The sequence below is a fragment of the Streptomyces sp. NPDC047525 genome (genome assembly GCF_040643025.1).
Lineage (GTDB): Bacteria > Actinomycetota > Actinomycetes > Streptomycetales > Streptomycetaceae > Streptomyces > Streptomyces durmitorensis.
This window is the reverse complement of sequence record NZ_JBEYTL010000002.1, coordinates 757,356-777,875: the sequence shown is the minus strand read 5'-3', so window position 1 is coordinate 777,875 and position 20,520 is coordinate 757,356. Positions and strand designations below refer to the sequence as shown.

16 protein-coding genes are annotated in these 20,520 nt (G+C 71.3%); 9 read left to right on the top strand and 7 right to left on the bottom strand.

Annotated elements, in window-relative coordinates:
• Nucleotides 1-256 precede the first annotated feature (256 nt).
• The 3 genes from ABZ833_RS08285 to ABZ833_RS08275 all read right to left on the bottom strand — a co-directional run bounded on the left by ABZ833_RS08285 (nucleotide 257) and on the right by ABZ833_RS08275 (nucleotide 4,093).
• Nucleotides 257-1,711: a tannase/feruloyl esterase family alpha/beta hydrolase gene (locus tag ABZ833_RS08285; RefSeq protein ID WP_361042766.1), complete on the bottom strand. Its 1,455-nt coding sequence runs from the start codon at nucleotides 1,709-1,711 to the stop codon at nucleotides 257-259.
• A gap of 59 nt (nucleotides 1,712-1,770) precedes the next feature.
• Nucleotides 1,771-3,276, bottom strand: a complete 1,506-nt coding sequence (locus ABZ833_RS08280; RefSeq protein WP_361042763.1) for a PHB depolymerase family esterase — start codon at nucleotides 3,274-3,276, stop codon at nucleotides 1,771-1,773.
• A gap of 283 nt (nucleotides 3,277-3,559) precedes the next feature.
• Nucleotides 3,560-4,093 (bottom strand): flavodoxin domain-containing protein, encoded by a 534-nt coding sequence (locus ABZ833_RS08275; RefSeq protein ID WP_361042760.1) that lies wholly within the window; start codon nucleotides 4,091-4,093, stop codon nucleotides 3,560-3,562.
• A gap of 335 nt (nucleotides 4,094-4,428) precedes the next feature.
• Between ABZ833_RS08275 and ABZ833_RS08270 the strand changes: the two genes are divergently transcribed.
• The 4 genes from ABZ833_RS08270 (at nucleotide 4,429) to ABZ833_RS08255 (ending at nucleotide 7,371) form a co-directional block, all read left to right on the top strand.
• On the top strand, nucleotides 4,429-5,292 hold the full coding sequence (locus ABZ833_RS08270; RefSeq protein ID WP_361042758.1) for a universal stress protein: 864 nt from the start codon (nucleotides 4,429-4,431) through the stop codon (nucleotides 5,290-5,292).
• A gap of 171 nt (nucleotides 5,293-5,463) precedes the next feature.
• Nucleotides 5,464-6,315, top strand: coding sequence for a universal stress protein (locus tag ABZ833_RS08265; protein WP_361042755.1), 852 nt, complete (start codon nucleotides 5,464-5,466; stop codon nucleotides 6,313-6,315).
• Between the two features lie 73 nt (nucleotides 6,316-6,388).
• On the top strand, nucleotides 6,389-6,925 hold the full coding sequence (locus ABZ833_RS08260) for a hypothetical protein (RefSeq protein WP_361042753.1): 537 nt from the start codon (nucleotides 6,389-6,391) through the stop codon (nucleotides 6,923-6,925).
• Entirely contained in the window at nucleotides 6,922-7,371 is a 450-nt protein-coding gene (locus ABZ833_RS08255; protein ID WP_361042750.1) for an RDD family protein, read from the top strand. The genes ABZ833_RS08260 and ABZ833_RS08255 overlap by 4 nt, the downstream gene beginning before the upstream one ends.
• 31 nt (nucleotides 7,372-7,402) lie before the next feature.
• On the opposite strand, the gene ABZ833_RS08250 is transcribed toward ABZ833_RS08255, so the two are convergent.
• The gene (locus ABZ833_RS08250; protein WP_361042748.1) at nucleotides 7,403-8,821 is read right to left on the bottom strand and encodes an MFS transporter; all 1,419 of its coding nucleotides are present in this window, start codon (nucleotides 8,819-8,821) and stop codon (nucleotides 7,403-7,405) included.
• A 159-nt stretch (nucleotides 8,822-8,980) separates the two neighbouring features.
• Here ABZ833_RS08250 and ABZ833_RS08245 point away from each other — a divergent pair, with 159 nt between their 5' ends.
• Nucleotides 8,981-9,397 carry a hypothetical protein gene (locus ABZ833_RS08245; RefSeq protein WP_361042745.1) on the top strand — a complete coding sequence of 139 codons (417 nt, stop codon included), beginning with the start codon at nucleotides 8,981-8,983 and terminating at the stop codon, nucleotides 9,395-9,397.
• Nucleotides 9,398-9,458: 61 nt separating this feature from the next.
• Nucleotides 9,459-11,159, top strand: a complete 1,701-nt coding sequence (gene sulP, locus ABZ833_RS08240) for a sulfate permease (RefSeq protein ID WP_361042743.1) — start codon at nucleotides 9,459-9,461, stop codon at nucleotides 11,157-11,159.
• Here the strand turns inward: sulP and ABZ833_RS08235 are convergent.
• From ABZ833_RS08235 to ABZ833_RS08225, 3 genes are read right to left on the bottom strand one after another with little or no spacing between them, the layout of a single operon-like run.
• Entirely contained in the window at nucleotides 11,156-12,649 is a 1,494-nt protein-coding gene (locus ABZ833_RS08235) for an alpha-amylase (protein ID WP_361042741.1), read from the bottom strand. The two genes, sulP and ABZ833_RS08235, sit on opposite strands and share 4 nt — an antisense overlap.
• Nucleotides 12,649-15,345, bottom strand: a complete 2,697-nt coding sequence (locus tag ABZ833_RS08230; RefSeq protein ID WP_361042739.1) for a glucosidase — start codon at nucleotides 15,343-15,345, stop codon at nucleotides 12,649-12,651. Before ABZ833_RS08230 ends, ABZ833_RS08235 begins: the two co-directional genes overlap by 1 nt.
• A 19-nt stretch (nucleotides 15,346-15,364) precedes the next feature.
• Nucleotides 15,365-16,813: a hypothetical protein gene (locus ABZ833_RS08225; protein ID WP_361042737.1), complete on the bottom strand. Its 1,449-nt coding sequence runs from the start codon at nucleotides 16,811-16,813 to the stop codon at nucleotides 15,365-15,367.
• Between the two features lie 147 nt (nucleotides 16,814-16,960).
• On the opposite strand from ABZ833_RS08225, the gene ABZ833_RS08220 reads away from it, so the two are divergent.
• The 3 genes from ABZ833_RS08220 to ABZ833_RS08210 all read left to right on the top strand — a co-directional run bounded on the left by ABZ833_RS08220 (nucleotide 16,961) and on the right by ABZ833_RS08210 (nucleotide 20,466).
• Complete coding sequence (locus ABZ833_RS08220) at nucleotides 16,961-17,515, top strand: DUF1269 domain-containing protein (protein ID WP_361042734.1); 555 nt, start codon at nucleotides 16,961-16,963, stop codon at nucleotides 17,513-17,515.
• Nucleotides 17,515-18,000 carry a DUF1269 domain-containing protein gene (locus ABZ833_RS08215; RefSeq protein WP_361042732.1) on the top strand — a complete coding sequence of 162 codons (486 nt, stop codon included), beginning with the start codon at nucleotides 17,515-17,517 and terminating at the stop codon, nucleotides 17,998-18,000. The genes ABZ833_RS08220 and ABZ833_RS08215 overlap by 1 nt, the downstream gene beginning before the upstream one ends.
• A 162-nt stretch (nucleotides 18,001-18,162) precedes the next feature.
• Nucleotides 18,163-20,466 carry a LuxR C-terminal-related transcriptional regulator gene (locus ABZ833_RS08210; RefSeq protein ID WP_361042730.1) on the top strand — a complete coding sequence of 768 codons (2,304 nt, stop codon included), beginning with the start codon at nucleotides 18,163-18,165 and terminating at the stop codon, nucleotides 20,464-20,466.
• The last annotated feature ends 54 nt before the right edge of the window (nucleotides 20,467-20,520 follow it).

Genomic DNA, 20,520 nt, shown 5'->3' with positions numbered 1-20,520 from the left:
GCGATCGCGAGGACCACGGCCACCAGCCACACCGCGGCCTCGCGGCCCACGGACCCGCGCTTGAGACGGCTCACCACGGCGCACTTGACCCGGCGATCGTGCACACCTTCACCACAACGAACGAACCCTCCCCGCAAGCACCGAACTCCCTTACGAATGGGGAGCGAGGCGATCTTAGGTCAACTCGGCATTTTTGGCTCGTCCTTGAGGAATCCCGCCTTCCGGCCCGCCTTCTCCTACCGGGGCTTGGCCGAAATCACTGCCTGGCGAGGGGGCATCGGGCGAGCAGAGCAGCCGGTTCCGCGGCATCCGGACGCGGCACGGTCCGGCTGGGCGGCGGCTGTTCACCCCGGTCGATCCAGGCCTCCATCGCCGTGAAGGCCGAGCGGTGGCAGGGCACCAGGGGCCGCAGCTTGTCCGGGAACGTGTCGACGAGCGAATCGACGTGCGTGCCGCCCTCCACGCGGTAGTAGCGGAACAGATCGCCGCGGCCGGCACCGCGCACCATCTTCGCGTAGACGTCCGAGTCCTTGCTGATGGGCAGCTGGACGTCGAGGGTGCCGTGCACGGTGATCAGCGGTTTGCCGATGCGTCCGGTCAGGGCGATCTTCCGCACGGCGTCGCGGACCTCCCGCGGCCGGTCCGCGTACGCGTAGTCGGCGTCGCACGCCGGTGTCCCCGGTGCGCAGAAGGGAGTTCCGGCCTCCGTCGCACCGTCGTAGCCCGGGTCGAGCTCCTCGCGGTAGATCCGCTGGGTCAGGTCCCAGTAGACCTGGTGGTGATAGGGCCACAGGAATTCCGAACCGGCGGGGAATCCGGCCGCGACCATCTCCCGATGCGCTCTGCCCGCTCCTTCGCCACCCGCCGCATAGAGCGGATAGGCGCGCAGCGCGGGCGGCAGGAAGTCGAGCAGGTTGGGGCCCTTGGTCCTCCACAGCGTGCCTTCCCAGTCCACTCCCCCGTCGTACAGCTCGGGATGGTTCTCCAGCTGCCAGCGCACCAGATACCCGCCGTTGGACATGCCGGTGGCCAGCGTGCGCGCGGGCGGCCTGTGGTATCGCTGCGCGACCACCGTCCTTGCGGCGCGGGTGAGTTGGGTGACGCGGTCGTTCCACTCGGCGATCGCGTCGCCCGGCTCGGCCCCGTCCCGGTGGAAGGCCGCGCCGGTGTTGCCCTTGTCGGTCGAGGCGAAGGCGTAGCCCTGGGAGAGCACCCAGTCGCCGATCGCCCGGTCGTTGGCGTACTGCTCACGGACCCCGGGTGTGCCCGCGACCACCAGGCCGCCGTTCCATCGGTCGGGCAGGCGGATGACGAACTGCGCGTCGTGCTTCCAGCCGTGGTTGGTGTTGGTGGCCGACGTGTCGGGGAAGTAGCCGTCGATCTGTATGCCGGGCACCCCGCGCGGCGTCGTCAGGCCCGCAGGGGTCAGTCCTGACCAGTCGGCCGGGTCGGTGTGGCCGGAGGACACCGTCCCCGCCGTGGTCAACTCGGCCAGGCAGGACTTCTCCTGGCGCTCGGCGCCCGGCACCTTCAGCCTCGCCGAGGACGCGCAGTGCCGCGCGCCGCCGCCGTGGGTGCCGCCTGACTGTTCGGCGGCGGCCGGGACCGCGGCGAGGGTGACGAGCAGCGCCGTCAGGGCGAGGGCGCTCCGCAGCGACCGGGCGGGACGCGCCTTTTTGGGCAGGTGTCTGGGCGGATCTGTGGCGGGCACGGGTACCTCCGGTGGACGTGAATGCGTACGGCCGACTGCGGCGGGCTGCGTGGGGACCGTCAGGAGCAGGTGCCGTCGGCGATGACGTAATAGCCGGTCGGCGACTCCTTGAGGGTGTGGGTCACCGCGGTGTTGTAGAGGCCCATGTTCTGGTTCGAGCCCTTGGCGTAGGCGTAGCCGCCGGTGGTGGTGGCTCGTCCCGACTGGACCTGCTGGTAGTTGTTCGCCGTCCAGCACTTGGCGGTGGAGCCCGTGGTGGAGGCGGTGAGCCCGGCCGACCGCGCGCCTTCCGTGCCGGCCGTGTCGCGGGCGGCCACGCTGTACGTGTGGCCGGAGCCGGGGCTGAGACCGGTGTCCGTGAACGGCGGTCGGGTCGGCGTGGCGACACGGGTGCCGTCCCGGTACACGGCGTACGACGCGGCGTCGGTCACGCTGTTCCAGTTCAGGGTGACGGACGTGTCGGTCGCCCCGGTCGCGGCCAGGCCGCCCGGGGCGGGCAGACCGCCGGGGTCCGGGTCGGAGCCGTCGAGGCCGAAGAAGCCGGTGATCCAGTAGCTGGAGCAGATGGAGTCGATGAAGTTCGCCGTCCCGGTCGCACCGCACTCCTGTGCCCCTGTTCCCGGGTCGACCGGGGTGCCGTGGGCGATGGAGGGCACCCGGTCGACCTCCACGGCGACGCTTCCGTCCGTCCCGAGGTACTGCTCCCTGCGGGTGGAGTTGGGGCCGATGGCGGAGGTGCGGTCCGGGCTCTGGTCCAGGCCGTGGACCGCGGTCCACTGGTCACGCAGTTCGTCGGCGTTCCTCTTGGCGACGGTGGGGTCGTTGTCGCCCTGCCAGATCGCCACCCGCGGCCAGGGGCCTCCGTAGCCGGGGTGGGCGTCACGGACGCCCTGGGCCCAGGCCGAGGGGGTGCGGTCGACGCCGGGGCTCATGCAGCTGTACGCGGAGAGCACGTCGTCGGCACAGGCGTACGGGAGGCCCGCGACCACGGCGCCCGCCTTGAACACGTCCGGGTAGGTGGCGAGCATCACCGACGTCATGGCGCCGCCGGCCGACAGACCGGTGACGTACGCCCGTTCCGGGTCTGCGCCGTAGGCGGAGCCGGCGTGCGCCACCATCTGGCGGATCGATGCCGCCTCGCCCTGGCCGCGCCGCGTGTCTCCCGGCTGGAACCAGTTGAAGCACTTGCTGCTGTTGTTGGCGGACGTCTGCTCGGGGAAGACGAGCAGGAAGCCGTGCTGGTCGGCGAATTTCACCAGGCCTGCGTTGTCGGCGTACAGCTGGGCGCTCTGGCTGCAGCCGTGCAGGGCCACCACCACCGCGGGCTCGGCCGCCAGGTTCGCAGGCCGGTACACGTACATGTTCAGACTGCCCGGATTGGCGCCGAAGTTGCCGACCTTCTCCAGGGCGACGGCCGTCGGAGCCGCCTGCGCGGCGGGCGACGGCGCGCACACCACTGCGGCCACGACCAGGCCAAAGACGGCGGTCACCCGCCCCAGGGCCCGACGCCACCGCCCTCGCCGGGTCGCTCGGGCAGGGGGCCCTGCGGACGGCTGCGTATTCAACTGGGGATTCGGCTGGGGATTCGGCTGGGGATTCGGCTGGGGATTCGGCTGGGGATTCAATCGTCTCTCGTACGACGGCATGGCGGCTCCCGGCGGAGGGCGACGCGGTCTCCGGGGCGGATCACGCGACCCCGGGAACGTCCACTCCTGCCGTGGGCCGGTACGCCGGGGTGCCGGCAACCGTAGGAGCCACCGGAACCGGGGCAGAATGGCGACGGCCGCCACAACGCCGTCAACTGCCGCTGGTGTCGGACCTGTTGCCGCTCAGCGCCGGTCCGTGCTATCAGTGCGTTCCCGGATCCGGGTCGGCGCCCTCGACATCGGCGAGCCGACCGTGGATGCACTCGGCCCAGTGGTCGACGGCCTTCCAGTCCCGGTGGTCGCCATAGCGTCCGCCGCGTGCCCGAAAGGCGAGATGCCGCCACCCCGGGACGTGGTCGCGGTAGACGGCTCCGGCCAGCATCTGGTGCTCGCAGGGGCGGATGAGGGAGCGAATCCCGGCCAGTTGGCGGGGCTCGGTGCGGCGGCGCGCGGGCCGGTGCCCCTCGCGGGGCGGCACGCTGACGCTGTACAGCCACGTGGGGCGTGTGGCCAAGGTGCTGGGATGGCTGCGGATGAAGTCGGCGGCCGGTGCGAGCCAGGCCCCATGGTGCACCGCGCTGCCCAGCACGAAGGCGTCGTAGCCTCCCGTCTTCTGCTCCGCCGCCAACGGCACGACGACCGCGACGTGCCCGCACTCCGCCAGGCGGGTCGCGAGGCGCTCCGCGATGCCATGCGTGGAGCCGTGCACACCGGCATAGCCGACCAGGATGTTCATGCCGCAGCTCCTCTTCCGGGACGTGATCGCGGGTCCGAGGCACGGCCTTCCCGGGAGCCGCAGCTCTCCCACTGTCAGTTGAGACACAGAAAGGTGGAACGCCGAGGTCTGGGGCGTTCGCCACCCTAGATGGGGACGCCGACGTCGGACAGGTGCCTCTCAGCCACAGTGGTCACTCGAAGCGACGGGAAGCCGACGCGCTGTGTCCGAGGAGACGGCCCGCAGGGGTCAACCGTCCCCCTACCGAGGCCGGTTCGCCCCTCCCCGGTCGGCCTCCCCGGTGGAACCGTCCCAAGCAGGGCCCCTGCAGGGGCGTACCGGACGGCGGTAGCAGCGTGGACAAGCCCCTGATCGTCGGAGTCGACGGCTCCGATCCGAGCCTGCGAGCATTGGACTGGGCCGTGGACGAGGCCGCCGCGCGCGGGGTGCCGCTGCATGTCGTTCATGCGTCGAGGTGGGAGTGGTACGAGGGGCACGAACCGTCCTTCGACATCAACCGGACGTCGGTACAGGCCCTTTCGGACCACATCGCGGCTTCAGCGGTCGAACGCGCCCTGCACCGCACCACCATCGTGAAGGTGACGGGCGAGGTGCTGCCGGAGGACCCGGCCGTCGCGCTCGCCCTGATCAGCCCGGAGGCCTGTGCCCTGGTGGTCGGCAGCCGGGGACGCGGCGAGCTCGCCGAGCTGCTGCTCGGTTCGATCAGCCTGTCGGTGGCCGCGCACGCCACGTCGCCCGTGTTCGTCGTACGCGGCGGGGAGAAGAGTCTGCGGGGCGGGTTCCGCACCATCGTCGTCGGCGTCGACGCCCCTCAAGAGGCGGATGGTGCGGTGGAGTTCGCCTTCCGCGAGGCAGCGGCACGCGACGCCGCCGTGACCGTCGTCCATGCCTGGCGCCGCCCCGCCCGGGAGATCCCCGACTCCCCCTCCACGGCGCCTGACGACCGCCAGCGCCGGGCCACGGAGCTGGTCGAGCAGGCGGTACGGGACGCGGGGGCCGCCCACCCCGAGATCACGGTCCGCCGCGAGACGGTCGAGGGCCACGCGCGCACCGCGCTTCTCGCCGCTTCCCGGGACGCCGATCTCCTGGTGATCGGCGCCCGGCGCCGCAGGGGGCACGTCGGCATGCAGCTCGGTTCGGTCAACCACGCCCTGCTCCACCACTCGGCCTGCCCGGTGGCCGTCGTACCGCACGTCTGACCGCCCCGGCACACGGCCTGAACTCCCGCATGCAGGAGGCAACGTGACACTCCTCCGAACAACAGCCCTCGATTCCGGGGACGAGGCACTCGCCCACCGCCGGAGGCGGCGGAAGCCGTCGCCCGGGCCCGGACCGGCTGACGCCCCCAACGCATCGCGGAGGTGCGCACCATGACCACCCAGCAGACCATCACCGCCGGCATCGACGGCTCACCCGAGAGTCTGGACGCCGCCGGCTGGGCAGCCCGCGAAGCCCTGCGCCGTGACCTGCCCCTCCACCTCGTCCACGCCTGCGACCCACCGGCGGAAGGCAGTCGGCCGCCGGAGATCGACGTCCCGTTCCACCGCGAGGACGGCGCGCTCGACCGTGCCGTCCTCCAGCTCTCCCGCGCGCACCCCGGCCTGGGGATCCTGGACGAGCAGGTGACGGGACCACCGGTGCAGGCGCTGTCGGCGGCGGCCAGATCATCGGCTCTGCTCGTCCTCGGCTCACGCGGCTTCGGCGCGCTCACCGGTGCCCTGGTCGGCTCGGTCGCGCTGGCCGTCGCCGCGCGTGCCGCCTGCCCCGTCGCTCTGGTCCGGGCGGGGGACCACCCCGCCGACGAACACCGGAGCACGGACGGTCCGCGCCGCCCGGTCGTGCTCGGCCTCGACCTCGACCGCCCCGACGACGAACTCCTCGAGTACGCCTTCGACGCGGCGGCGTCCCGTCAAGCGCCGCTCCATGCCGTGCACATCTGGACCGCGCCCCTGATCCCCTCCGCGGACGCCGTCGACCCCGTGGAGGAGAAGTCACGCCTTCTGGCGGCCGTACTCACCCCCTGGCGGCACAAATTCCCCCGCACACAGGTCACCGAGCGGCTCCTGCACGGTCTGCCGGGCCACCACTTGGTCAGGGCCGCTTCGACCGCCGGTCTGCTGGTAGTCGGCCGCCGCATCCCTGCTGGGCCGCACCTCGGACGGACCGCGCACGCGGCGATCCACCACGCCAGGTGCCCGGTCGTCGTCGTCCCGCACTACTGAAGGATCGCCCCTCGGGGGCGACTCACCCGCGGCGGAGGATGTCAGGAATCGCGGTCGGCGCTGCGATCACCGGATGGCTGAAGACAACGCGGGTGGCCCGCTGGACTTCGTCGCCCGGCGGGCGCGGAGTGTGCTGGGAATCATGGATGAGGCGGCGACCACGGTGATCCGTGCGGTGGCCGGCGCGGTGCTCGACCGCATCGACCTGGACGACCTCGTGTCGCGCGTGGACGTGAACCGGATCGCCGAGCGGGTCGACGTGCGGCGCGTCGCCGACCGGGTGGACGTGGAGGGGATCGCCGACCGTGTCGACGTGAACCGCATCGCCGACCGCGTCGACGTCAATCGGGTCGCCGACCGGGTCGACGTCGACGCGGTGATCGTCCGGATCGATCTGGTGGGACTCACCCGCGGCGTGCTGGCCGAGACCGATCTCGGGCGCATCGTCCGGGACACCGGGGGCGGGATGGCGGCGGAGACCGCCGACGCGATCCGGCTGCTCGGGAGGCGCGGCGACCGGGGCGTCAACCGGTTCGGTGACCGGCTCCTCGGGCGTGCGGTGCCGCCGCAGGGCAACGGGGACGGTCCGCCGCCCGGGCGTGCGCGATGACCGTTCCGGGGCTCGGGTCCGGGCCCCGGCCCGAGCCGGCCGGGATCGTGTCGCGTGGCGTCGCGGCGGTACTCGACGCGTTGGTCGTCGCCGCGCTCGGCTTCGCGGTCCAGGTGGGCGCCGGGTGTGTCCAGCTCCTCGTCACCGGGCCCCCGTTCCGGTTCCCCGAACTCCCCGGCTGGCTCACCGGCGCCGCGGGGTGGGCCCTCGCCGTCCTGTATCTCGGCTGTTCCTGGGCCGCGATCGGGCGCACGGCGGGAGACATGCTGATGGGACTGCGCGTCACCGGCCGCGCCGGCCGGCTGCTCGGGCTGCCGCGCGCGCTGGTGCGTTCCGCGCTGTGCGTGACGTTCCCGCTGGGGCTGTGCTGGATCCCCTTCAGCAGACGTCACGCGTCGCTCCAGGACCTGGTGGTCGCCAGTGCCGTCCGCTACGACGGGCGTTGACGCCGTCCCGCGGTGCGGTCAGCGGGCGGCTTCACCCCTGCCGGGTGGGGGCGGAGGCCGGGGCCCGGGGCAGCTTGGCGGCGGCGGCGAACCCTCCGAGCCCGACGACGGCGAGGACCACGAGCGCCGCGGCGTACGGACCCACGGCCGGGTCCGCGACCAGGATGGTGCCCGCGATCGCGGTGCCCACCGAGGATCCGAGGTTCGACACACTGCGCGACAGACCGGATATCTCGCCCTGCTGGTCCTCGGGGAAGCTGGACTGCACCACGTTGACCGAGGGCGTCAGCATCACCCCCATGCCGAGGCCGATGAGCAGCAGACCGGGGACGGAGGTCCAGGCCTTCGGTTCGCCGTGGGCCATGGCGAGCAGCACACCGATGCCGCAGACCGTCACGGCGAACCCGGTCATGACGAGCGTGCGTTGCTCGTGCTTCTTGGCGAAGCGCGCGGCACCCAGCGAGGACACCAGGAGGCCGAGGGTGGACGCGCTGAAGATCACGCCGGTGTCGATCGCGTTGTACCCCCGGACGACCTGGAGGTACGCGGCCACCACGAAGGACACGCCCATGAGCATCAGCCACTGGGTGTGCTGGGTGATCAGGCCGAGGTTGGACGTGCGGTTGCGGAACAGGTCGGTCCGTAGCAGTGGTTGGGCCCCGGCGCGCTCCTTCGCCCGTACCCAGCGGAAGAAGCCCACCAACAGCAGGGCGCCGACCAGCAGCAGACCGCTCATCAGCCAGACGTTGTCGTCGGCGGCGAGGATTCCCATGACGACCAGGACCAGACCGGTCGCGGACAGCACCGCGCCACCGGTGTCGAAGACGCGGTCGGGGTTCGGGGGGAGCGGATCGTCGATGCGGCGGGTCAGCACGATGATCACCGCGACCACCAGGGCCTGGAAGACGAAGGCGGCCCGCCAGCTGATCGCCGAGGTGATGAGGCCTCCGATCAGCGGCCCCGCGGCGGCACCGATGCCGCCCATCGCCATGATCGCCCCGAAGGCACGGGCGCGGTCGGCCACGTTCGTGAACAGGAGGGTGGTGAGGATGTAGACCGGCGGGATGAGCAGGGCCGTGCCGACGCCCTCCAGGATCGAGTTGCCCAGGATGAGGACGCCGAGGCCGGGCGCCACCGCGCTGAGCAGCGCGCCGACTCCGTACACGGCGAGGCCGATGACGAGGCAGCGCTTGCGGCCGTACCGGTCGGTCAGGATGCCGCCCGGAATCATCAGGGCCGCCATGACGAGGAGGAAGATCGTGATCGCGGTCTGCACTCCCTGCACCGTGGTGTCCAGGTCCTCGCTGATGTCCTGGATCATGACGTTCATGTTCGAGCCCGCGAAGCTGCAGATGAACTGGGCGAGGGCGAGCGGCAGAAGCACCTGACGGGGCCAGGGGCGCTTCTCCTGCCGGGCGCCTGCTCCGTCTGGTGTGGACGGCACGGTCATCGCCTCGCCTCCATTCGCTGGCCGGACGACGGCCAGCCTCGTGGGAGGCCCGCCCTGCGGCGTCACCCCCGGAGGGTGACGACCGGGGGTACCTGCCGGGGGCAACACTCGGGGCACAGCGGTGCAATCGGCACCCTCCTCGAGTACGGAGGTCCCGGCATGGCCACGACCACTCAGCACCATCGCCCCGGCACCGCGCAGATAGCGGCCGGCGGGCTGACCATCTTCGCGGGGGTTCTCTTGTTCCTCTCCGGATCCATGGACTTCTGCCGTGGTCTCATGGCCGTCCTCGAGGACGACATCTTCCTCGCCACCCCCGGGTACACCTTCGAGTTCGACCTGACGGCCTGGGGCTGGATCCACATGCTCATCGGCACGGTGGCCGTGATCATCAGCTTCGGTCTGCTCGTCGCCGCGAAGTGGGCCCGGATCCTCGGCGTGATCATCGCCAGCCTGATGATCATCGCCAACTTCCTGTCCCTCCCCTACCACCCCGTCTGGTCCATCACCCTGATCGCGATGAACGGGTTCATCATCTGGGCCCTGTGCGTGGTGAAGAAGGACACCGTCTACTAGCAGAGGTGGCCCATGAGGGACGGACGCGCGCCCACGGGCGCCGGGCAGGGGTGAGATGCCGGTGCACGGGACGCCGCCCGGGGTCAGGACCCTGCGGAACTACCGCCGGGAGTGGTTGTTCAAGGACGTCGTCGCAGGCGTCGTACTGAGCACACTCCTGGTGCCGCAGGGCATGGCCTACGCCGAACTGGCAGGACTGCCGCCGATCACGGGTCTGTACACCTCCGTGCTCTGTCTGCTCGCGTACGCCGTGGCCGGGCCGTCCCGTGTCCTGGTGCTCGGTCCGGACTCCTCGCTCGGCCCGATGATCGCCGCGACGGTCCTGCCGCTGGTCGCCGCCGACGGGGACAGCGGACGCGCCATCGCACTCGCCTCGATGCTGGCCCTGATGGTCGGCGCGATCACCCTCCTCGCGGGGGTGGCGCGGCTCGGTTTCGTCGCCGATCTCATCTCCAAGCCCACCATGATCGGCTACATGAACGGCCTGGCCCTGACCATCCTCATCGGGCAGCTGCCGAAGCTGTTCGGGTTCTCGACCGATGCCGACGGGCTGATCGGTGAAGTGGACGCCTTCGTCCGGGGGGTGGCGGACGGGCGGACGGTGGCGGCCGCCGTCGCGGTGGGCGGCGGCTGCATCCTCCTGATCCTGCTGCTGCAACGTCTGATGCCGAAGATCCCGGCCGTCCTCGTCATGGTGGTCCTGGCCATCACCGTGTCCGTCGTCCTCGATCTGGACGAGCACGGGGTGAAGACCGTCGGCCGACTCCCCGAAGGGCTGCCGCCGTTCACGGTTCCGCACATCGGCTGGGGCGATCTGGGCCCGCTGTTCGTCGGCGCCCTCGGCATCGCCCTGGTGTCCCTCGCCGACACCATCTCCAACGCATCGGCCTTCGCGGCCCGCACCGGGCAGCAGGTCCGCGGCAACGACGAGATGATCGCGATCGGCACGGCGAACATGGCCGCCGGTCTGTTCCAGGGCTTCCCCGTGAGCACCAGCGGTTCACGCACGGCCGTGGCCGAGCGGGCGGGGGCCAAGACGCAGCTGACCGGGGTCGTCGGAGCGGCGCTCATCGTCCTCATGCTGGTCCTGCTGCCGGGGCTTTTCAGCGATCTGCCGCAGCCGGCGCTCGCCGCGGTGGTCATCACGGCCTCCCTCTCGCTGGCCGACCTCGCGGGCACGAGGCGGCTGTGGCGGCAGCGCAAGGCGGAGTTCTGGCTGTCCGTCGCGGCCTTCCTCGGGGTGGCCCTGCTCGGTGTGCTGCCGGGGATCGCCGTCGCGGTGGGCCTGTCCATCCTGAACGTCTTCCGGCGCGCCTGGTGGCCCTACAGCACGGTCCTCGGGCGTGTGCCAGGCGTGGAGGGCTACCACGACGTGCGGTCGCACGAGAGTGCCCAACTCCTGCCGGGCCTTGTGATCTTCCGCTTCGACGCTCCGCTCTTCTTCGCCAACGCCAAGGCGTTCCGCGAAGAGGTCCTGCGGTACACCCACGCAGAACCGGCGACAAGGTGCGTGCTGATCGCGGCCGAACCGGTGACCGACGTCGACACGACCGCGGCGGACATCCTGGAGGAGCTGGACGCGGCGCTCCTCGAGCTCGGCGTGAGCCTGGTCTTCGCCGAGCTCAAGGACCCGGTGCGGCACAAGATCGAGCGCTACGGCCTGACCCGTACCTTCGACGCGCGCCGCTTCTACCCCACCGTCGAGGCCGCCGTGGAGGCGTTCCGTTCGGACAACGGCGTGGACTGGGGTGGGCAGCCCTAGGGCCGGGAGGATCCGCTCGCCGTGACCGAGAGCACGTGCGTGCCCCACGGCGGCAGATCGACGTAGAGCCCGTCCGCCGCCAGCTCAGCGCCCGGGCGCTCGTACCGCTCCGTGTCGAGGAGCCCGGTCAACTCCCAGCTTCCCTGGCTCAGTTCGCCCCAGGGCAGCCTCACGCATGCCTGTGCCCGATGCTCCGAGAGGTTCACCACGGTCAGGAACCGTCCCGCCTCACCGGACCAGGACGAGGCGACCAGGGCACGGCCGGAGTCGTTGTCGGGCCAGCCGTCGCTGTCCAGGAGCTGCCACCGCCCCGTACGCATGGCGCTGCGGTGGACGGCCGACAGGAGACGCTCGTGGAAGGCCCGCAGGGAAGGATCCGGCGGCTCCTCCGGACGGCGGTCGAGGAAGACCGGCAAGTGGACGCGGCGCCCGGTGAACTGACCCTCGTGCCACAGGGTGGCGCCGGGCAGCGTGGCGATCAGGACGGCCGCCGCCCGCTCCTTGGCCGGGGGCAGGGTGCGCGCGGCCCGCGGCTCGTCGTGGTTCTCCAGGAAGCGGACGAGCCGGCGCTGGTACTGCTCGTCGGCCCGCAGGTGCGCCCGGACCGAATCGGCGCTCTCGTTCAGCACCCGGTCGTAGAGACGCTTGTCGTAGCAGAAGTCGAACCCCTGCTCCTGAAGGGCCCATTCGAGGTCCCAGTACGCCTCGGCCGCGAAGACCATGTGGGGATGCTGCCGACGGACTGCGGTGACGACCTCGGGCCAGAACTCCTCCTGCGGCTGGGTCCCCGCCCGCTCACCCCACGTCCGCGCGAAGACGTCGTTCATCAGCAGCATCGCCATGTCGCAGCGCACCCCGTCGCAGACCCGGCCGATGTCGCCGAGCACCTCCGCGGTCGCCCGCCGCAGGGCCGGGGCGAAGGCGTTCAGCTGCACCACGTCCGGCCAGGGCGGGAAGAACGGGTCGCGGCCCCTTGCGAGCACCGCGCGCCCGGTGTCGAGGAACCCGGCCGGATCACGCCGGGCGTCCTCGGCGTCACCCTGCACGAAGTACTCGGGGTGCTCGGTCACCCAGGGGCTGTCGGGGGCCACGTGGTTGGGCACGTAGTCGAGCAGCAGCCCCACTCCCCTGCGGTCGAGTTCGCCGCGGGCGACCGCAAGGCCGGCGCCGCCGCCGAGCGCCGCGTCGACCTCGTAGCGGCGGATGCAGTACGGCGATCCGGCGATGTCCTCATCGCCGATGTCCGGGACGGCCTCGGCGAACGCGCCGCGCAGCGCCGGGTTGTCCAGGGCGATGGCCCGTCCCCCCGGGCTGCGCTCCCACACCCCCATCAGCCAGACGGCGTCGATCCCGGCGGGCGTGATCTCGTCCCACACGTCCTTGGGCACGTCCGCGAGGCCGACGGGACGGCCGGCGCGGAGCCCGATCTCCCTCAGCCATACACGGGTGTTGACCTCATGCACGACGGGCTGCGCGGGCAAAACGGTCATCACTTCTGCCTCCTCGCGGATCCGGAGCGGAAGTCGTCCGGTCCGAGCGTGCCGAAGATCTTCATCAGGGCCGCGACCAGTCCGGTCCAGCCCGTCTGGTGCGATGCGCCGACTCCCGCGCCGTTGTCGCCGTGGAAGTACTCGTAGAAGCTGATCAGATCGCGCCAGTGCGGGTCGTCCGCGAACTTCGCCTGGCCGCCGTACACGGGCCGCCGTCCGTCGTCGCCGCGCAGGAAGATCCGGGCGAGGCGGCCACTGATGTCCTCGGCGACCTCGTACAGGTTCTTCCGTACCCCCGAGCCGGTCGGGCACTCGACGGTGAGGTCGTCGCCGTAGAAGCCGTACAGGTTGAGCAGACCACGGATGACGAGGGCGTTCATCGGCAGCCAGACCGGGCCGCGCCAGTTGGAGTTGCCGCCGAACATGCCGGTGTCCGACTCGGCGGGCAGATAGCCGACCTTGTACTCCTCGCCGTGCACCCAGAACGTGTACGGGTGCTCGGCGTGGTGGCGGGAGAGTGCCCTGATTCCGTAGGGGCTCAGGAACTCGTCCTCCGACAGGAGCCGGGCCAGCACGCGCACCAGCTTCTTCTCGTCCAGGACGGACAGGAGCCGCGGACCGCCCGCCGTGCCGGCCTGCGCCGAGGTCAGCGTCACGGACAGCGAGGGGTGGCGCGCGGCGAACCGCCGCAGCCGCTCGCTCAGACCGGAGAGCCGGGCCAGCTGGTCCGGCTGGAAGACGGTCGAGGCGCACAGCGGAAGCAGCCCCACCATGGAGCGGACCTTCAGCCGGACCGCCTGTCCGTCCGGCAGCCGCAGCACGTCGTAGAAGAACCCGTCCTCCTCGTCCCACAGCTCGTCGTGGAGGTCCCCGACGCGGTCCATCGAGGCCGCGATCCACAGGTAGTGCTCGACGAACTTCAGGACCAGGTCCTCGTACGCCGGGTTCTGCTCGACGAGTTCCATCGCGATCTGCAGCATCGACTGGCAGTACAGCGCCATCCAGGCGGTGCCGTCCGCCTGCTCCAGGGAGCCCCCGGTGGGCAGCGGGGCGCTGCGGTCGAAGACGCCGATGTTGTCGAGGCCGAGGAAGCCGCCCTGGAAGATGTTGCGGCCGTTCGGGTCCTTGCGGTTGACCCACCAGGTGAAGTTGGTGAGCAGTTTCTGGAAGGTGCGCTCCAGGAACGCGTGGTCGGCGTGGCCGGTCGTGCTCTTCTCCATCGTGTACACGAAGTACGCGGCCCAGGCGTGCACGGGCGGGTTGACGTCGCCGAAGTTCCACTCGTAGGCCGGTATCTGGCCGTTGGGGTGCAAGTAGGCGTCCCGCAGCAGCAGTTCGAGCTGCTCCTTGGCGAAGCCGATGTCGACGACCGACAGGCCCACGGCGTGGAACGCCAGGTCCCAGGCGGCGAACCAGGGGTACTCCCACTTGTCCGGCATCGAGACGATGTCGTCGCTCACCATGTGGAACCACTCGCCGTTGCGTATGCCGGGACGCGGTGGGCTCCACGGGGTCAGGTCGTGCTCGGCCAGCCACATCTCCAGGTCGAAGCCGTAGTACTGCTTGGACCAGAGCATCCCGGAGAGCGCCTGGCGCATGACACGCGCCTCGTCCTCGCTCGCCCCCTCGGGGGTCAACTCCCGGTAGAAGGCGTCGGCTTCGGCGATGCGGTCCTTGAACACCGTGTCGAAGCCCCGGGTCAGGGAGAGCTGCGCGCCGGCGGGGCCCATCCGCAGCCGCAGCGTCTGCGACCCTCCCGCGGGAATGCTCAGCGTGTGGTGGGCGGCCGCCTTGGTGCCCTCCTGCGCCGGGTTGACGGCGCTCTCGTCCCCTTCCACGACGTACCGGCCGATGGCGTTCTTGACGTAGGGGCCGGCGTTGGGCGAGCCGAACAGGTGCTCGTTGTCGGTCTCGTTCTCCGTGAACAGCAGCGGAACCCCCTCGCCGCACCGCAGGTCGTAACTGCCGAGCTGAGGGTGGTCGGCCCGGACCGTGACGGTCGAGCGCGGCCCGTCGACCGCCCGCATCCGCGGCCTGGTCTCCCCGTCGTGCTGCTCGCCCCAGGACCAGGTGTTGCGGAACCACAGCGTCGGCAGCACGTGCAGGGTCGCCTCGTCGGGTCCCCGGTTGTCGACGGTGACGCGCATCAGGATGTCGTCGTGGTCCGCCTTGGCGTACTCCACCGTCACGTCGAAGTACCGGTCGTCGTCGAACACACCGGTGTCCATGAGCTCGTACTCGAACTCCTGCCGTGTGCGGTCCCGGTTGACGGTCACGAGATCGTTGTACGGGAACGCGGCCTGGGGGTACTTGTACAGGTACCGCAGGTAGGAGTGGCTGGGGGTGCTGTCGAGGTAGAAGTAGTACTCCTTGACGTCCTCCCCGTGGTTGCCCTCACCGTTCGTGAGGCCGAAGGCGCGCTCCTTGAGGATCGGGTCGCGGCCGTTCCACAGGGCGAGGGCCAGGCACAGGCGCTGCTTGTCGTCGCAGATGCCGCCGAGCCCGTCCTCGCCCCACCGGTAGGCACGTGACCGCGCGTGATCGTGCGGGAAGTAGGACCATGCGTCGCCGCCGGGGCTGTAGTCCTCGCGGACCGTGCCCCACTGCCGTTCGCTCAGATACGGGCCCCACAGGCGCGACCTTCCGCTCCCGTCGCCGTTCGGTCCGATCCGTCCGGCGTGCGTCCGCGTCTTCATGCGCGTCTCCCTGCCTCGGTCAAACGGGTGCGCCAGTCTTCGCGGGGGTCCCACGGCCCGCCTCACCTTTCGGGGGTGAGCCGTCCTGGGGCGGTCCTGCCGCGCGGGCGACGAGGGTGAGCGCGATCTCGTACGCGGCCAGCAGCGCGCCGACCACGAGCAGCGCGGTCCACGACGACAGGAGCAGCGCGATCAGGGCCGCGACCACGGCTCCCGACACCCGCAGCACGTCGGCGTGCTGGGCCAGCCACGGCCGCACCCGCGCGCCCTCGGGGAGCCGCTCGCCGGCCTTGGCCACGAAGTGCCCGGTGGCCCGCACCCCCTGCGCCGTGTGCCTGCGCAGCGCCACGGGCAGGCGTCCGGGCCCCACCAGATACGCCAGCACGGCGATGGCGATCCCCAGCCACAGCAGCTGGTCGCCCCGGTCGCGCAGGGTCGTGAACACCGTCCACAGCGCGGCCTGTACGCCGTCGCGGTAGACGCCGGACGGCACCTGGTCGAGCAGCTGGTCACGGACCGCGCGCAGCACGGTCGAAAGCACCGTGACGGTCACCACCAGCCACAGACCGAGCTGGAGGAGGGTGCGCCGCCGCTGGGGCGAGATCCACAGGGCGAGTCCGAGCAGGACCGGCACTCCGATCACCAGGCCCACCACCGCGCGCTTGAACAGCAGGACGGAGTCCTGCAGTTGGCCCAGCTCGTTGCGGTTGTAGAGGCGGATCTGCGCGAAGTCCTCGGGCAGCGAAACGCCGAGCGCGCTCTCGATGCGCTCGTGCAGGCCCGGCGGTATCTCACCGGAGGAGAGGGCGGGCAGGTCCAGCTTCTTGCCGAACAGGGTGGGCAGTTGCTGCTCCAGGGAGCGCAGCGCGTTGTTGACCATCGGCAGCAGGTTCAGGGTGACCGTGTCGCCGCTCACTCGCACGTTCTCGTTGCGTTCCTCCAGCACCTCGACGATCCGCTCGTGGGCGAGCCGGTTCGTCGCACGCCACAGCTCCTGGAACCGGTCCGTCGCGATGAGTTTGGAGATCGAGTCCCGCAGATAGTCGTGGACGGCTCCGGTGACCGGTGCCGCGAGGAAGGACGCGCGCGGCGGCAGCGTCTCGGACAGCCGCTGCTCGACGTCCAGTTGGTCGAATATCTCGCGCGTCAGATAGGTGGAGACGGCGGCGTTCACGTCGGGGTCCTCGGGCAGCGGCCCCACCGTGGCGATCCAGCGGTCCGTGTTGAGCGTGGTCCGCGCACCCCACACACCCACGATCGAGGTGACGGCGAGGACGGCGACCAGCGCGATCAGCACGGCCGCCACGGTTCGCCTGACGGACAGCAGGCGGACCTTGCGCCGCCGTTCGGTGCCGGCCCGGTCCCGCAGCTCGGTGACCTCCGCCCGCAGGCGCTCCAGTTCGGACTCGGTGGTGCTGTCCCGGGTGGGCCCGTCGTCGCCGGGGTCCGGTGTCTCGTGATGAGTCATGGGCGTCGTACCTCCGCCTCCCACCGTCACCGCGCCCGTGCCCGCCTTGCTCACCTGCGGCGGGTGACGCGCCGTACCGGGTGCCGACGCTGTGATGACGGCCGTGACGGGGGACGTGACGGCGGCACATCCGCGAGAGGAGACACGATGGCTGGGATCGGACCGGTACAACTCCTGACGGTCGAGTTCGGACCTGACGCCAAGTTCGAAGGGCGGATCATCGAGGAACTGGCGATCCTTGAGGCGAACGGACAGATCCGCGTCCTGGACATGCTCTTCGTCCGCAAAGAGCCCGGCGGGAATCTGTTCGCCCTGGACTTCCAGGCGGAGGGCATGGGAGAGACGGTCGCCTCGCTTCTCGGGATCTCCGAGGAGCAGGTCCGTGCCGCGGAGGAGACCTACCCGAGCCTGGCCGAGGGCAATGCCTTCGGCCTGACCCTCACGGAGATCAGGGAGATGGCCGAGTCCCTCGACCCGGGGGCCGCCGCGGCATTCATCCTGCTGGAACACATCTGGGCCAAGTACCTGCGCAAAGCCCTCCGCGACGCCGGCGCGGTGCCGGTCGCCGAGGGCTTCCTCACCGAAGAGGCACTGGCCCCCGTTCTCGCCGAACTGACGGCAATGGCGCAGAAGTTGGGTGACCCGGTCACACCTCAAGCGGGTCCGGACCCGACGACCGACAACCACCGGAGGAGGGCCTGATGGCCGATCTCGTCGTGCTCGGATTCTCGGACAAGGAGAAGGCGGAAGGGGTTCTGCGGCTCGCCAAGGAACTGCACCGCCAGGAACTGCTCGACCTGGAGGACGCGGCACTCGCCTGGCGGACCATGGACGGCAAGCTCCATGTGCGTCAGACGTTCAGCACCACGTCCACCGGCGCGGCCAGCGGCGCCCTGTGGGGCTCGCTGTTCGGGCTGCTCTTCCTGATGCCGGTGTTCGGTGCCGCGGTGGGAGCCGCCACCGGAGCCGTCGCCGGAAAGCTCACCGACATCGGCATCAACGACGCCTTCGTCAAGGAGACCGCGAGCGCCCTCGAACCGGGCCGCGCCGCCGTCTTCGCCCTTGTCCGGCGCTCGACACCCGACCGCGTACGTGACGCGGTACGTCCCTTCGGCCCCACCGTGATCCGTACGTCGCTCACCAAGGACCGGGAGGAGGAACTGGTCAAGGCCCTTCAGGAGAAGTGACCGCAGGCGGCCCGGCGCTCCGGGCCGGGCCGCTGTGGCAGGCGCCGCCCCCCACGGGAATTTCACCCGGGTGAGATGGCGCCTGCCGCGCGCTCCCGCTGACCTGTCGCCCCCATACTTGCCGCAGCCGCACCACTTGGCTCCGAGAGCGAGGTGCCGCCCATGGCCGAGTCCTCACGCCCCGCACGGGACACCGGGCCGAACCAGGCCTCCGCCGGCACGGCGCCCTCGCTGCCCCCTTGGCTGGTGCCCAGACCCCGTCTGACGGACCGTCTTGTGAGGGGCGTCCTCGGACCGCTGACCGTGATCGTGGGGCCCGTAGGCGCCGGCAAGACCGCTCTCGCCCTGGAGTGGGCGCACACCCGGCGCCTGCCGGGCCCGCTCGCCTGGGTCAGCTGCGACGGCCGGGCCGAGCAGTCCAGCGTCTTCTGGCCGCGCGTGATCGGCGCGCTGCGCGAGGCCGGCGTGGACGTGGCCGAACCCGTCACCTCGGAGGCGGAACCGCTGCTCGTGGCGGCGCTCGCCGCCGATCTCAACCAACGCGGTGAGCCGGTGGTGCTGGTCCTTGACGACTTCCAGCCCACGCCCGGCTCCCCCATCGCGGAAGGGGTCAGCAGCCTCCTGCGGCATCTGCCGGGGGTGCTGCGCCTGGTGGTGCTCGCCCGCCGTGACCCTCCCCTGCATCTGCACCGCGGCCGGCTCACCAGCGAGGTCACCGAGCTGCGCACCGGCGACCTGGCCTTCGACGACCGGGAGACGGCGGCGCTCCTCGCCCAGCACGGGATCGACGTGCCGAAGCAGACGGTGACCACGCTGCGACGGCGCACGGACGGCTGGGCGGCGGGGCTGCGTCTTGCCGCGATGTCCATGGAGAAGCGATCCGATCCCGAGCGGTTCGTCACGCAGTTCGCCGGCGACGACGAGGCCGTCGCCAGCTACCTCGTCGAGGAGGTGCTCGATCAGCAGCCCGACGGCATGCGCCGACTGCTGCTCACGACGAGCGTGCTGGATCGCGTGAACGCCGAACTGGCCGTGGAGCTCTCCGGCGAGGACGCGGGCCGGCACTTCGCCTCCCTCGTCCGCGAGAACTCGTTCCTGCAACCCGTCGGCCAGGGCTGGTACCGCTGCCACCAGATGTTCGCCGACGTGCTGCGGATGTGCCTGCGCCACGAGAAGCCCGGCCTCGTCGCCCCGTTGCACCGCCGTGCGGCGGCCTGGCTCGGCGAGCACGGGCTGCTGGCCGACGCCGTGCGGCACTTGCTCGCCGCGGGCGACTGGGGCACGGCAGGACGGCTGATCGTGGACCGCCTCGCGATCGGCCAGGTGCTCGGCCTCACCAGGCTGCGGCTGCCGAGCGAGCTGACCCGGCGGCTGCCCGAGCAGCTGCCGACGGAGAACCCCGAACCGGCGCTGCTCGCCGCGGCGGTCGCCCGGGTCCGCGACGACGACCAGGCGTGCACGCGCTACCTCGACCTCGCCGACCGGCTCCTCGCGGAACTGACGGCGGACGAGGACCGCATGGCCCGGTGCCGCCTGGCCCGCGCCGTCATCCGCATGGACCAGCTGCGCTCCCGGAACCCCCAGGAGGCGCGCGCCGCCGCGGCCGACGCGGAGTCCGCCCTCTCACGCCTGCCGCACGCGGCGCTCGCGCAGCGCCCCGAGATCCTCGCCCTCACCCTGGCCATCCGTGGCAGCGGCGAGTTACGGACCGGCGGCCTCAAGCCGGCGGAGGCCTCCCTCACCGGAGGGCTCAAGGCCGCGGGCGCCGCCGGGAACGGCACACTGCGCCGGGACTGCCTCATCGAACTCGCGCTCCTCGAGGCGCTGCGCGGCCGCTTCCGGGCCGCCGACGAACTCGCCGCCCAGGCCATCCAGCCGCCCCTGCCCGCCTGGACCGTGGCGGAGCGCTCGCAGGCGTGCCTGCATCTCGTACGCGCCTGGGTCGAACTGGCACGTGCCGAACCCGGCCGCGCCCGGCGCGAACTCGCCGGGGCCAAAGCCGTGTTGGGCGGACTGCCCGACGATTTCCTCACCGAGATCGCTTCCCTGGTGGCGGGGCTCGCCACGGTGGTGGAGCAGGGCGGTTCGGCGCCCGCTCCCATCGCCGAGGTGGTGGCCGCGTCCCGGCTGCCCCGTACCGTGCTGCGGGCGCTGGTGCCTGCCTGCGTCTCGCTGCTCGACTCCGCCCGTCACAGGAGCTCCGTCACCGCGGCTCCGCAGCACACGGCCGCCCGGCCGGCCCTCGCCGTCGTGGCCGCCCCAGCCACCCCCGCCGAGCGGCTCAGCGCGCGGGAGCGCGACGTCCTGAACCGGCTCGCGCAGATGATGACCACCGAGGAGATCGCCGAAGAGCTGTATCTCTCGGTGAACACGGTGAAGACGCACCTCAAGAGCGTCTACCGCAAGCTCGCCGTGACCCGGCGCTCGGCCGCTGTCCGCCGGGCCCGCGAACTCCAGCTCCTGTGACGGTGACTTCGGCTTCGGCTGCCGCGTTGGCCTTGGCTTCGGCTGCCGCGTTGG

Coding starts and splice junctions, on each gene's coding strand:
- ABZ833_RS08275 (WP_361042760.1), bottom strand. CDS start 4,093: ATGAACATCCTGGTCGGCTATGCCGGTGTGCACGGCTCCACGCATGGC.
- ABZ833_RS08265 (WP_361042755.1), top strand. CDS start 5,464: ATGACCACCCAGCAGACCATCACCGCCGGCATCGACGGCTCACCCGAG.
- ABZ833_RS08260 (WP_361042753.1), top strand. CDS start 6,389: ATGGCTGAAGACAACGCGGGTGGCCCGCTGGACTTCGTCGCCCGGCGG.
- ABZ833_RS08255 (WP_361042750.1), top strand. CDS start 6,922: ATGACCGTTCCGGGGCTCGGGTCCGGGCCCCGGCCCGAGCCGGCCGGG.
- ABZ833_RS08250 (WP_361042748.1), bottom strand. CDS start 8,821: ATGACCGTGCCGTCCACACCAGACGGAGCAGGCGCCCGGCAGGAGAAG.
- ABZ833_RS08245 (WP_361042745.1), top strand. CDS start 8,981: ATGGCCACGACCACTCAGCACCATCGCCCCGGCACCGCGCAGATAGCG.
- ABZ833_RS08235 (WP_361042741.1), bottom strand. CDS start 12,649: ATGACCGTTTTGCCCGCGCAGCCCGTCGTGCATGAGGTCAACACCCGT.
- ABZ833_RS08230 (WP_361042739.1), bottom strand. CDS start 15,345: ATGAAGACGCGGACGCACGCCGGACGGATCGGACCGAACGGCGACGGG.
- ABZ833_RS08225 (WP_361042737.1), bottom strand. CDS start 16,813: ATGACTCATCACGAGACACCGGACCCCGGCGACGACGGGCCCACCCGG.
- ABZ833_RS08220 (WP_361042734.1), top strand. CDS start 16,961: ATGGCTGGGATCGGACCGGTACAACTCCTGACGGTCGAGTTCGGACCT.
- ABZ833_RS08215 (WP_361042732.1), top strand. CDS start 17,515: ATGGCCGATCTCGTCGTGCTCGGATTCTCGGACAAGGAGAAGGCGGAA.
- ABZ833_RS08210 (WP_361042730.1), top strand. CDS start 18,163: ATGGCCGAGTCCTCACGCCCCGCACGGGACACCGGGCCGAACCAGGCC.